This window comes from Acinetobacter sp. NIPH 2100 (assembly GCF_000369805.1).
In the GTDB taxonomy this organism is placed as follows: Bacteria; Pseudomonadota; Gammaproteobacteria; order Pseudomonadales; family Moraxellaceae; genus Acinetobacter.
The window spans coordinates 3,773,755-3,786,301 of the sequence record NZ_KB850224.1; the positions used below are offsets into that span (position 1 = coordinate 3,773,755).

The window sequence follows — 12,547 nt, forward strand, 5'->3', positions numbered from 1 at the left end:
TTATCTTTATATGGTTTCTAACCATATCTTTCTTCATCGTATTCACTTTACACCAAAACAAAAAAAACCGTCAGTGTCCTGACGGTTTTTCGATCAGCAAAATTACCAAAAATCAACCAACTCGATAGTTTGGCGCTTCCTTGGTAATCGTCACGTCATGAACATGTGATTCTGACATGCCTGCTGAAGTAATTTTCACAAATTTCGCATTTTGACGAAGATCTTCAATGACAGATGAACCCGTATAACCCATTGATGAACGTAAGCCACCCATCATTTGATGTACGATATTCCCCATTGGTCCTTTGTATGGAACACGGCCTTCAATACCTTCTGGAACTAACTTTTCCGCACCCGCTTTAGCGTCTTGGAAGTAACGGTCTGCAGAACCAGATACGCCTGCCATTGCACCCAATGACCCCATACCACGATACGCTTTGTAGTAGCGACCTTGGAAGAATTCAACTTCACCTGGCGCTTCTTCAGTCCCGGCAAGCAGTGAACCTACCATAATCGTACTCGCACCTGCACCAATCGCTTTCGCCATGTCACCAGAGAAACGAATACCACCATCTGCAATCAAAGGAATTTGATCTTTCAGTGCGTTGGCAACGCTATCAATTGCAGAAATCTGTGGCATACCGATACCTGCCACAATACGTGTCGTACAGATTGAACCTGGGCCGATACCAACTTTCACCGCATCTGCACCTGCATCAAGCAATGCCAATGCTGCATCACCTGTTGCGATATTTCCACCAATGACTTGAACTTGTGGGTAGTTTGCTTTTACCCAACGTACACGTTCAATAACACCCGCTGAGTGACCATGGGCAGTATCTACGACAATCGCATCTACGCCTGCATCAACCAAAGCTTCTACACGGCTTGGGGTTTCAGCACCTGTACCAACCGCAGCACCAACACGTAAACGACCCAAATCATCTTTACAACTGTTTGGGTAGCTTTCAGCTTTACGGAAGTCAGTTACGGTAATTAAGCCTTTCAGCTCATTGTTTTCACCAACGACCAAAACTTTTTCAATACGATGCTTTTGTAGCAATGCTTGGATATTTTCCTTCGATTCGCCTTCACGAACAGTCACGAGACGATCTTGGCCTGTCATGATGTTACTTACAGGCTGTTCAAGATTGGTTTCAAAGCGTGTGTCACGACCTGTGACAATACCCACCACTTTGCCATCTTTTACAACAGGCACACCGCTAATATTATTCGCTTGGGTAATCGCAATCAGCTCACGTACTGTCGTTTCAGGACCAACCGTAATTGGGTCTTTCACCATACCTGCTTCAAATTTTTTCACACGGCGAACTTCAGCGGCTTGCGCTGCAATATCCATGTTTTTATGCAAAATACCAATACCGCCATTTTGCGCCATCGCAATCGCCATACGTGATTCAGTCACTGTATCCATTGCAGCAGAAACGAGAGGGATATTAAGTTGAATTCCGCGAGTTAAACGTGTCTTTAAGGAGACATCTTTTGGGAGAACAGTTGAGTAGGCAGGAAGTAATAAGACATCATCGAAGGTTAGCGCTTCTTGAACGATGGTCAGCATAACAATCTCACTGGTAATTTCCGTGAGCTATTATAAACAAATTTCGATGTGATTTCATTTTCTATGATGAAAATAATTTTAATCGGCACTTCAGTGGCTTTCTATTCCATCATTTTGAGTACTGATTCGTGAAATACAACTCTCACAATCATTTGTTATTCATACTATATTCAATAACCTACAATTCAAAAAACCAAAACTCACGGATGGAACAGCAACCTCTCTGCCCCACCACGCCATAAAGCGTTACATTTCACTGATCACAACTTAACTCATTTCAGTGGGCAAGCTAAAGACATATTCATTCATTAAGTCCACACCACATTCCAAGGTTTCGATCCAGTCTAAAAATTGATGGATCATGTCCTTGCCTATAAATGCTGTGCCATGTTGCGGCACAATCATGTCCAAATCCATTTGCCGTACCATATTCACCCACAAACGAATGACTTTATTGGAGCACATATAACGCTGATGGAAGCCTTTCATTTTTTTAATATGCGCGTCAAAGTCAGTAATCGGCAAACTGGCATCTTCTACAATTGAAGCCCCCATATCACCAGAAAACAGAATTTTTGCGGTTGGATCATAAAACTGGAAATTGCCCACCGAATGCAGAAAGTGGGCGGGAACTGCAACGATGGCAGATTCACCCAAAGCAATGATTTGTCCCGTATCTGCAAGCTCGATCAGACGCTCTTCCCAGTTGCCTTTCATGCGATCACTCATAAAGGCAGAATTCAAATGTGGCAAGAAACGTGCCCATAGTTTTGATGCCACCACTTTGGCATCGGTATAGACCAACCAACGTGGCATCGAGGTAATAATGTCTGGGTCTTGATGCGAAGCCATCACATAATCCAGATTTTTCAGTTTGGTATAGCGATTAAGCTCCATGGTGAGAGGCACATAGGTCAGATCTCCACCCGGATCTAAAACAGCCGCCCGATCATGATCAATAATTAAAAATTGATTGGCCTGAATGCCGTCTCCTTTAACCAAACTGGTAAAACTAATGCATTTATGTGTGCCATTATCAAACAAAATTTGTGATGTTGTCCGCTCAAAACTCATAATTTCCCCAGAAAAATTCTTTAAATATTAAATATTTTTAATTCCATAATAAAATAATGGGATTTAGTTCGCATTTCAATCAGATATTGGACTTTTATCATAATTTATAAGAAAAAAAACCCATCACATTGGGATGGGTTCGCATAGATTTAAAATGTCAGCAGACTAAAAGAAATAGTGTTGCACCAAAGCAGAGACCCCAACGACCAAGAAAATCGCAGCCCCAATCTTATGAATCAAGGAAATCGGTAACTTATCCGCCAGCTTATCACCAATAAACACTGCAGGTGCATTAGCAAGCATCATTCCGAACGTGGTGCCTAACATGACCCAGAAAACACTGTCAAATCGTGCTGCCAAGGCCACGGTTGCAATTTGAGTTTTATCACCAATTTCAGCCAAGAAAAACAGGATGAACGTTGCACCAAACACCCCAAATTTTTGCCATTTATTGATATTTTCGGTTTCGTCACCCAATTCATCTGGAATCAGCATCCAAATCGCCATCCCAATAAAACCAAGTGCAAGAATCCATAACAAGATTTCAGGACTGAGTACGGTGGTAATCCATTGCCCTAAGACAGCGGAAATACCATGATTAATAGTCGTAGCTAATAGAATGGCAATAAGAATCGGAATCGGTTTACGAAAACGTGCAGCGAGTAATAATGCGAGCAATTGTGTTTTGTCACCCATTTCAGCAAGGGCAACAATCGATGTGGAGATGAGAAATTCATACATAGTTGAATGCTCTGGCTAGCAAAATATACCGATGACCTACCCCTCCTGCTAGCCAAAATCAAATAGATTGATGCAGAGTGGTAAATCAAAGGTCTTGCCAACAAAAGCTCAGCTAAACAGCTGCTCTTGGTTCTTTGCTATGATGACCATGCTCTGTTGAGCAATTATGTTGATCATCACCTCTTTACTTTGCGTAAAGAGCGGCTACTCCCCAATGAAGTGATTTCATTCTATCAAACAATAAAACGATTTTAAATCGTTATGCCCAAAATTTTTGGTAACTCCAAATCAATATACGTGCAAGCCCCAGAAAAAAAGCCAAATAAGCACTTAAGCCAAGAAAACCAAAACTGCCCCAACCACTTGCACCACCAACATGTTGTGCCTGATATTCCATTGCCATGACCACTGTCGCTACCAGCACTTCGATGCCCATTACAGCATACATGACCCAGTCCCAAGGGAAATGCAGGAAGCTCACCCACAATCCCATCAGCACAAAAACGATGAGTAATATGGGTAGCATCACCCGATAAATCACTAACATCCTTGCTCCTTGATTCAAAAAATCGTTATCAATACAAATTTATTTTAGGCAAAACCATGCTCAAATAAAGCCCTATTTTTATCATGCTAAAAATAGAAAACCCCGCTTAAGCGAGGTTTTCTAAATTCAAATCATAATTAGAGTAATAAGCTACGAATATCTTTAAGCAACTTGGTCAACTTATTGGTAAAGCGTGCGGCATCTGCACCATTAATGACACGATGGTCATAAGACAATGACAATGGCAACATCAGACGCGGATCAAAATCTTTGCCATTCCATACGGGTTGCATGGTTGCAGGTGAAATACCTAAAATCGCAACTTGTGGCCAGTTCACCAATGGTGTAAATGCGGTTCCACCAATACTGCCTAGGCTGGTAATGGTAAAGTTAGCACCTTGCAAGTCTTTCGGTGACAACTTGCGATCACGTGCTTTTTGGCTAAGTTCAGCCAATTCAGCTGCAATTTGCTTAATTGATTTCTGGTCTGGATTACGCAATACAGGAACGGTTAATCCATCTGGCGTTGCGACTGCAATCCCCATATGAATCTCATTACGCAATAACACTGACTTTTGGTCATCCGCCAAATGCCCAGCAAAATAAGGCTCTTCTTTTAGCAGGTGTGCAACGGCTTTGGCAATAAAGGCCAAAATGGTTAAGCTAAGACCTTGCTTTTTAAAGCCATCTTTCAACTCACCACGCCACGCTTCGAGCTCAGTAATATCCGCCAAGTCAAACTGTGTTACTTGAGGAATGAAATTATTCAATGACAATTGCGGAACAGAAACCTGTTGCAAACGTGTCATCGCTTTCGCTTCACCACCACCAAATGCGCTAAAGTCTGGCAACTTCGGCAAGCCTGAAGCCACTGGAGCTGCTTGAGAGCTAGCTGCTGCCTGTGGTGCAGTAAGGCGTGTTTTCACATAAGCAAATACATCTTCCTTAATGACACGATTATGCTCGCCAGATGCTTTCACCTGTCCAAGCACAACACCCAACTCACGTGCTAATTTACGTACAGCTGGGCCTGCATAAACCTTGGCATTTTCTGCTTCTTGCGCTTTGGTCAGCTTCTCAGCTTGCGCTGGCGCACTTGGTGCTGCTGTCGTTGCTGCCTGTGGTTTTGCTGGTGCTGCTTGCGTAGCAGGCGCAGCGGCTGGTTGAGTTTTTGGTGCTGCTGGAGCAGCAGCCTGACCACTCACCTCAATCGTTGCCAAAGCCACGCCTTGACGAACTTCTTGATTGGCAGAAACATGAATCGCTTTCACAATCCCCGCTACCGAGCTTGGCACTTCAACAGAGGCCTTATCCGACTCAACCACACATAAGCTTTGTTGAGCTTCAACACGATCACCGACATTGACCAGAATTTCTGAAACAAGTGCTTTTTCTACACCCAGATCAGGCACTTCAATTTCGACATTACCTGTTGAGGTATTGCTTGCAGCTGGTGCTACTGTCGTTGCGACTGGCGCTTCTGTTTGAGTTGGGGCTGCTTGCGGTTCAGATGACGTTGCAGCACTCGCAGTCTTGACCTGAATCAGTACCACACCTTCTTTGATGCTGTCGCCTTCTTTAATCTGGATCGCTTCCACAATCCCCGCTACCGAGCTTGGTACTTCTACAGTCGCTTTGTCCGACTCAACCACAACAATACTTTGTTCAGGTTCAATCTGATCACCGACTTTGACCAGCACTTCTGCAACCAACGCTTTTTCTACACCAATATCTGGAACTTTTACATCCACAACCTGGCTTGCTGTCGCTGCTGCAGCGGGTTGTGCTTTTGTTTCAGCCTCGACAGGTTTCGCTTCTGCTTTTGGCGCTTCTGACTTCGGTGCTTCGTTCACAGGTGCTTCAGCAGCAGACTCAGACTCTAACTCAATCAATGCGACGCCTTCAGTGACTTCATCGCCTTGTTGAACCAGAATACTTTTCACAATACCTGCCGCAGTGCTTGGTACTTCTACCGTTGCCTTATCTGATTCTAAAACCAGAAGACTATCGTCAACTGCAACATGGTCGCCTACTTTGACCAAGATTTCTGCAACAAGTGCTTTATCTACGCCAATATCAGGTGCTTGGATTTGCATAATTATTTCCCCTCACCTGTTTGTGTTTCATGGTATTCAGCAACTGCCTGAACTTCTGGATGCGCTTGTGGCGCCCATGCAACTGGACGGTCAGTATCTAACTCAAAGTTAGAAATTGCATCTTTGACTAAACGCGCGTCTACTTCGCCTTCGTCAGCTAATTTTTTCAAAGTCGCAACAACGATATGCGCAGCATCAACACCAAAGAAACTACGTAAGTTCGCACGTGTATCTGAACGGCCGTAACCATCCGTACCTAATGCAACAAATGGACGACCATCTGGTAGATATGCGCGGATTTGTTCACTGTACGCACGCATATGGTCTGTCGCAGAAACGACGATACCTTCCGTACCACGTAACTGTTTAGATACCCAAGATTCTTTCACTTCTTCAGTCAGCGGATGTAAGCGGTTGTACTCTTCACATGCCATACCGTCACGTGACAACTCATTGAAGCTGGTTACGCTCCAAACATTTGAGTGGATCTGGTATTCGTCACGTAAGATTTTCGCAGCTTTAATCACTTCACGCAGAATAACGCCTGAACCCAATAATTGAACCGTTGCTTTTTCATCTTTTTCGAATAAGTACATACCACGTTTAATGCCTTCCTCAGCGCCTTCTGGCATTGCAGGATGCTCGTAGTTTTCGTTCATTACGGTTAAGTAATAGAACACTCGCTCTTGGTTTACATACATACGTTGTAAACCGTCATGGACGATCACAGCCAATTCATAACCAAAACATGGATCATAAGATACGCAGTTTGGAATAGTATTCGCCAAGATATGTGAATGACCATCTTGATGCTGTAAACCTTCACCGTTCAGTGTGGTACGGCCAGCAGTCGCACCCAACAAGAAACCTTGTGCCTGTGCATCACCAGCAGCCCATGCAATGTCACCAATACGTTGGAAACCAAACATTGAGTAGTACATGTACATTGGAATCATTGGCAAGTTATTGGTTGAATAACTGGTTGCCAACGCAGCCCATGCACTCATCGCACCCGCTTCGTTGATTCCCTCTTGAAGCATGTGGCCATCACTTGCTTCACGGTAATGCATTAACTGTTCTTGGTCTTCTGGAGTATATTTTTGACCATGAGCAGCATAAATACCAAGCTGACGGAACATCCCTTCTAAACCAAATGTACGTGCTTCATCTGGAACGATTGGAACTACGCGGTCTTTAATTGCTTTTTCTTTCAGTAAAGCAGCAATTAAACGCACCATCACCATCGTGGTCGATTGCTCTTTACCACCTGAACCATTTAATACAGCATCAAATACAGATAATTCAGGAATCGCTAAAGTTTCACTCTCACGACGGCGTGCAGGTAGGTAACCCCCTAATGCTTCACGACGCGCCTTCATATACTTCATTTCTGGAGAGTTTTCACTTGGGCGGTAGAATGGAAGCTCTTCTAACTTATCATCTGTAAATGGCAGGTTAAAACGGTCACGTACATATTTCAAAGAGTCGATCTGCATTTTTTTGATTTGGTGAGTTTTGTTCACCGCTTCAATTTCTTCAGACAAACCGTAACCTTTAACCGTTTTCGCAAGAATAACGGTTGGTTGACCTTTGGCTTTCATTGCTTCTGCATAGGCAGCAAAAACTTTGTACGGGTCATGACCACCACGGTTAAGATTATCGATATCTTCATCGCTTAAGTCTTTTACAAGTTCCGCAGCTTCTGGGTACTTGCCAAAGAATTTCTCACGTGTATATGCACCGCCTTTCACTTGATAGCGTTGGTACTCACCATCAACTGTTTCGTCCATGACCGCTTTTAAAGCACCTGAAGTATCTTGAGCAAGAAGTGGATCCCAATGACGGCCCCACACCACTTTAATGACACGCCAACCCGCACCACGGAATAAAGATTCTAATTCTTGAATAATTTTACCGTTACCACGTACAGGACCATCTAGGCGCTGTAAGTTACAGTTCACCACCCAAATGAGGTTATCAAGCTTTTCACGACCCGCAAGTGAAATTGCGCCCGTACTTTCTGGTTCATCCATCTCACCATCGCCAAGATATGCCCAGACTTTACGATCTTCTTCTTTGATCAAGCCGCGATTCATCAAATATTTTTGAATGTGTGCCTGATAAATCGACATAATTGGACCAAGACCCATGGATACGGTTGGGAATTGCCAATAGTCCGGCATTAAATATGGATGTGGATAGCTTGGTAAACCGTTACCGCCAACTTCACGGCGGAAATTACTTAACTGCTCTTCATTTAAACGTCCTTCGAGGAAAGAACGTGCATAAATACCAGGCGCACAGTGACCTTGGTAATAAATCATATCGCCGCCAAAGTTATTGCTGTTTGCGCGGAAGAAATGGTTAAAACCAACGTCATACAATGTTGCAGACGATGCGAAACTTGCAAGGTGACCACCGAGATCGTCACCCGTTTTATTGGCACGTAATACCATTGCCAAAGCATTCCAGCGGATCAAGGCACGGATACGGCGTTCCATATCCTGATCGCCAGGCATTGCTGGTTGTTCTTCAACTGAAATGGTGTTGAGGTAAGGTGTATTGATGCGTTGGATTGGAACGTGTTTTGCAATAGCCCGTTGATAAAGTTTTTCTAGCAAGAAGGCAGCACGTTCCGTGCCCATATGTTGTAATACTGAATCAAATGCTTCTTGCCATTCTTGGGTTTCTTGCGCGTCAGAGTCGCCATAAAACGCCATACAATTCACCTTTTCCCTTAAGTTATTTGTCGACCCTATTTTTATCATGTTTTGCTGTGATAGAACTATTGCCCCAGATGAATGCAAAACGCCTTATTATTTTCTGACAAAATAGTCATTGACCTAAATGAAACAAAACACATAAAAAATCGCCAATAAAGGCGATTTTTTTGAATATTGATATACAACTGTTAACAAATTACATTAAGGCAACATTGCTAAGTAAGTTGATGGATTTTTACGTTGACCATCTTTTACAACTTCAAAGTGTAAATGTGGCCCAGTACAACGACCTGTACAACCGACATTTGCAATATGTTCACCAGCACCTACACGATCACCAGCACTGACGATTAAGCGCGAAGCATGTGCATAACGGGTGATGTAACCATTGCCATGATCAATTTCAACATATTGACCATAACCCGTACCCCAACCTGACTTTGTCACCACACCCGGGCCTGTTGCATAGATTGGCGTACCAGACGGCGCAGCAAGGTCAACACCTGAATGGTGGCGAGTAGAACCGAGTAGTGTGCGATTGCCCCAAGAAGAACTTACACGACCCTCTTGTAGCGGATGGCTAACCAGCCAAGAATAACCAGTATTTGCTGAAAATGACGGTGCGTTGTCTTGAGTTGAAATAGCTGAACGGCCATATTTCTTCTCGATCGTCGCATTATTCAATTCAATGGTTTTTTCGCGTAGTTTAACTGACACATTCGATACAGCTGGCAAATCCATATCAGCTGAATGAGTATAAGAACCTTGAGCTAAGGTTTTTGATAATTGCTCTAAGCGGTCATCGCCTGTCGTCTGACCAATGTTCTGATAATCTGCAAAAGCAACCGAAGCAGCTGAAGCAGCCAATGAAAATGCGAGTAAAATACGACGCGTGTGATGCATAAAAAACCTCTTGAAACCGTCCTTCAAACGTTCCTTTATCATCTGTTCCTTGATAACAGCTGAACCAAACGCTTAAGATGGACACATTACCTCCGAGGAAGTCACATGTCTGAACCTAACAACGTTTTCCAACAGAAAGGACAACATATAAAAACTGGAAACTTAACGCTTCTGACGACGCAAGTGACACAATGGAAACAACTTACGAAAATTATTCAACCGTTATTGCCCCAACCAGAGCAATGGCAAGTTGTTTGTTATCAACACGGGGTTTTGATCATAACTGGTGAAAATCAAGCAATGATTAGTCAACTCAGCTATTTACAAAGCCACTATGTTGCGCAGTTAGCTCAGCTCGAAGGACTCAAGGAATTACGAAAAATCCAAGTTCGCTTAAGAAACAAAAATGTTGTCTCTCGTGAACCCTCTCCCCCAACAAAAACACTGACATCAGAGACCCAAGAGCTATTACGCAGCGCCGCTGAATATGTGAGCGACCCTAAGCTTAGCCAAGCTTTACTACGTTTGGCAAGCAATAAAAAGTAAACTTCATATATTAAGTGTTGGAATACACACTATTTTTATGTGATGGAAATCTCAAATTCAATTGTTATAACATAACATAGGCAATAAAAGACAATGACTTATGTCACACTTACATAAGGAATTGGACAATCACTCTCGTTATTAAATGTTACAATTTCATAGCTGCTTGGATCATTTTGAACATTGCGTAATAACTGATTATTCAGCGCATGCCCTGACTTATACCCATCAAACTTGGCAATAATTTGATGTCCAAGTAAATATAAGTCTCCCACCGCATCTAGAATTTTGTGACGCACAAACTCATCAGCAAAGCGCAAACCTTCTTCATTCACCACCCCTGTGTCATCGACACCAATCGCATTTTCTAAACTCGCACCTAATGCCAAATTATTGGCTTTCAAATAGTCTAAATCTTTCATAAAGCCAAAGGTTCTTGCTTCACTGACTTCATAGACGAAGGTTTCTGTAGAGAAATCGATGGTGGCTGACTGGTATTCTTTAGCAAATGCTGGATGGTCAAAATCGATGGTAAAGTTGAGCTGGAAGCCTGAATGTGGTGAGAAAATTGCTTTTTTATCATCAATTAAAGCCTCGACTGGCTTTAAGATACGAATGAACTTCTTTGGCGCATCTTGCTCCGCCAGTTCACCTTGCATCAGCAAATAGATAAAAGGTCCCGCACTTCCATCCATAATCGGCACTTCAGAGGCAGACACTTCAACGATCAGATTGTCGATCCCTAATCCAGCAATCGCGCTCATGACATGTTCAATGGTACCGACCTTGATGTCTTCACGAACCAAGTTCGAGCACATAAAGGCTTCTTGGATCAATAAAGCGTTGGCAATAATGTCAACAGGGGGATTTAAGTCGATACGGCGAAAGACAATACCTCCATCAATATGATGTGGAACAAAATTAATCAGCACCTTCTGACCACTGTGCAGACCAATCCCGCTCGCTTTCACCACACGTTTGAGAGTACGTTGTTTCAACATGCCATACCAACTTCATTTGCAAAAACCGATATAACTTAGCATATTTTGCCATTTTAAAAAAATAAAAAAGGGGACAATTACTTGCCCCCTTTCTCTAAATATATGATTTTATTATTTACGCTGTTGATTTTTCAGATAGTCTTGAATGCTCATTGGCGATGAACGTGGCGTAGAACTTGCTGCTGCACTCGCTGGAGCATCAACATTTGCACGTTTGCTGATCGCTGGAACATCATCTTCATCTACAGATTGCTGAGCAGCTTGCGAAGCAGGTGCATGTGAAACCACCGCACGTCTCTTCTGATCAACTTCACTCGCATTACGCGTTAAACCTGTGGCAATCACAGTAACACGGAGTTCGTCACGTGCATCTGGATCAAATACGGTACCGTAGAAGATTTCACCTTCATCCAAATCAACGATTTGGTTAACGACATCAGTAATAATTTCAGTTTCACGCAGGGTAATATCATCACCACCCGTGATATTGATCAACACACCTTTCGCATTGATAATATTTACATTATCAAGCAATGGACTACGAATCGCCTGTTCAGCGGCTTGACGAGCACGATCTTCACCACGACCCAAACCAGCACCCATCATCGCATAACCACGCGTACTCATTGCTGTTTTCAAATCGGCGAAGTCGAGGTTAATATGACCACGATTAACCACCAAATCAAAGATACTGCGTACCGCATTCAACAATACATCATCTGCCTTTTTATAGGCATCTTTCATTGAGATATCACCATACACGCTAAGTAAGCGTTGGTTTGGAATGATAATCAATGAATCAACATGTGCTTCTAATGCATCAATACCTTTTTCAGCAGACTTTTGGCGACGACGACCTTCAAAGTTGAATGGTGTAGTGACCACACCTACGGTCAAGATACCCATCTCTTTGGCAACTTCTGCAACCACTGGCGCAGCACCTGTACCCGTACCGCCGCCCATGCCCGCAGTAACGAACACCATGTCAGTCCCTTCAAGGTGCTGACGGATCACGTCACGGCTTTCTTCAGCTGCGATTTGACCGACTTCTGGATTCGCTCCAGCGCCCAAACCACGCGTACTTTGTTCACCCAATTGAATTTTGAATGGAGCATTCATGCTATCCAATGCTTGTTTGTCCGTATTTGCACAGACAAATTTTACGCCTTGAATATCAGATTGCGCCATGTGCTGCACGGCATTACCACCGCCACCACCCACACCAAATACTGTGAAACGGGCTTGACCGTTGCCATTGTCTAGTTCATCTTCTATAAATTCAAATGAGGCCATGACCTTTAGATTTCCTAATATTAATGGCAGTTACTTCAGCCCGT

10 protein-coding genes and 1 riboswitch are annotated in these 12,547 nt (G+C 43.3%); of the genes, 1 reads left to right on the forward strand and 9 read right to left on the reverse strand.

The window, feature by feature from the left end:
• Positions 1-112: 112 nt before the first annotated feature.
• From guaB to F887_RS00680, 7 genes are all read right to left on the reverse strand, one after another.
• Positions 113-1,579: an IMP dehydrogenase gene (gene guaB / locus F887_RS00710; protein ID WP_005147644.1), complete on the reverse strand. Its 1,467-nt coding sequence runs from the start codon at positions 1,577-1,579 to the stop codon at positions 113-115.
• A 267-nt stretch (positions 1,580-1,846) separates the two neighbouring features.
• Positions 1,847-2,653: an oxygen-binding di-iron domain-containing protein gene (locus F887_RS00705; RefSeq protein WP_005297539.1), complete on the reverse strand. Its 807-nt coding sequence runs from the start codon at positions 2,651-2,653 to the stop codon at positions 1,847-1,849.
• Between the two features lie 165 nt (positions 2,654-2,818).
• Complete coding sequence (locus tag F887_RS00700; RefSeq protein WP_005297540.1) at positions 2,819-3,394, reverse strand: TMEM165/GDT1 family protein; 576 nt, start codon at positions 3,392-3,394, stop codon at positions 2,819-2,821.
• An 84-nt stretch (positions 3,395-3,478) separates the two neighbouring features.
• A riboswitch (yybP-ykoY riboswitch) is annotated at positions 3,479-3,619 on the reverse strand.
• Between the two features lie 34 nt (positions 3,620-3,653).
• Positions 3,654-3,941: a hypothetical protein gene (locus tag F887_RS00695; RefSeq protein ID WP_005297541.1), complete on the reverse strand. Its 288-nt coding sequence runs from the start codon at positions 3,939-3,941 to the stop codon at positions 3,654-3,656.
• Positions 3,942-4,078: 137 nt separating this feature from the next.
• Positions 4,079-6,037 carry a 2-oxo acid dehydrogenase subunit E2 gene (locus F887_RS00690; protein ID WP_005297542.1) on the reverse strand — a complete coding sequence of 653 codons (1,959 nt, stop codon included), beginning with the start codon at positions 6,035-6,037 and terminating at the stop codon, positions 4,079-4,081.
• Positions 6,038-6,039: 2 nt separating this feature from the next.
• Positions 6,040-8,757, reverse strand: a complete 2,718-nt coding sequence (aceE, locus tag F887_RS00685; RefSeq protein ID WP_005297543.1) for a pyruvate dehydrogenase (acetyl-transferring), homodimeric type — start codon at positions 8,755-8,757, stop codon at positions 6,040-6,042.
• A 204-nt stretch (positions 8,758-8,961) separates the two neighbouring features.
• On the reverse strand, positions 8,962-9,663 hold the full coding sequence (locus tag F887_RS00680; RefSeq protein ID WP_005297544.1) for a M23 family metallopeptidase: 702 nt from the start codon (positions 9,661-9,663) through the stop codon (positions 8,962-8,964).
• 105 nt (positions 9,664-9,768) lie between these two features.
• On the opposite strand from F887_RS00680, the gene F887_RS00675 reads away from it, so the two are divergent.
• Positions 9,769-10,209, forward strand: a complete 441-nt coding sequence (locus F887_RS00675) for a DciA family protein (protein ID WP_005147659.1) — start codon at positions 9,769-9,771, stop codon at positions 10,207-10,209.
• Between the two features lie 98 nt (positions 10,210-10,307).
• Here F887_RS00675 and lpxC read toward each other — a convergent pair whose 3' ends face one another.
• A complete protein-coding gene (gene lpxC / locus F887_RS00670) occupies positions 10,308-11,210 on the reverse strand; it encodes a UDP-3-O-acyl-N-acetylglucosamine deacetylase (protein WP_005297545.1) in 903 nt (300 codons plus the stop codon).
• Between the two features lie 111 nt (positions 11,211-11,321).
• Entirely contained in the window at positions 11,322-12,503 is a 1,182-nt protein-coding gene (gene ftsZ / locus F887_RS00665) for a cell division protein FtsZ (protein ID WP_005297547.1), read from the reverse strand.
• Positions 12,504-12,547: the final 44 nt, after the last annotated feature.

Excerpts from the sequence above, each read along its gene's own strand:
- F887_RS00675 (WP_005147659.1), top strand. The coding sequence starts at position 9,769 with ATGTCTGAACCTAACAACGTTTTCCAACAGAAAGGACAACATATAAAA.
- ftsZ (WP_005297547.1), bottom strand. The coding sequence starts at position 12,503 with ATGGCCTCATTTGAATTTATAGAAGATGAACTAGACAATGGCAACGGT.
- F887_RS00690 (WP_005297542.1), bottom strand. The coding sequence starts at position 6,037 with ATGCAAATCCAAGCACCTGATATTGGCGTAGATAAAGCACTTGTTGCA.
- F887_RS00700 (WP_005297540.1), bottom strand. The coding sequence starts at position 3,394 with ATGTATGAATTTCTCATCTCCACATCGATTGTTGCCCTTGCTGAAATG.
- F887_RS00705 (WP_005297539.1), bottom strand. The coding sequence starts at position 2,653 with ATGAGTTTTGAGCGGACAACATCACAAATTTTGTTTGATAATGGCACA.
- guaB (WP_005147644.1), bottom strand. The coding sequence starts at position 1,579 with ATGCTGACCATCGTTCAAGAAGCGCTAACCTTCGATGATGTCTTATTA.
- aceE (WP_005297543.1), bottom strand. The coding sequence starts at position 8,757 with ATGGCGTTTTATGGCGACTCTGACGCGCAAGAAACCCAAGAATGGCAA.
- lpxC (WP_005297545.1), bottom strand. The coding sequence starts at position 11,210 with ATGTTGAAACAACGTACTCTCAAACGTGTGGTGAAAGCGAGCGGGATT.
- F887_RS00695 (WP_005297541.1), bottom strand. The coding sequence starts at position 3,941 with ATGTTAGTGATTTATCGGGTGATGCTACCCATATTACTCATCGTTTTT.
- F887_RS00680 (WP_005297544.1), bottom strand. The coding sequence starts at position 9,663 with ATGCATCACACGCGTCGTATTTTACTCGCATTTTCATTGGCTGCTTCA.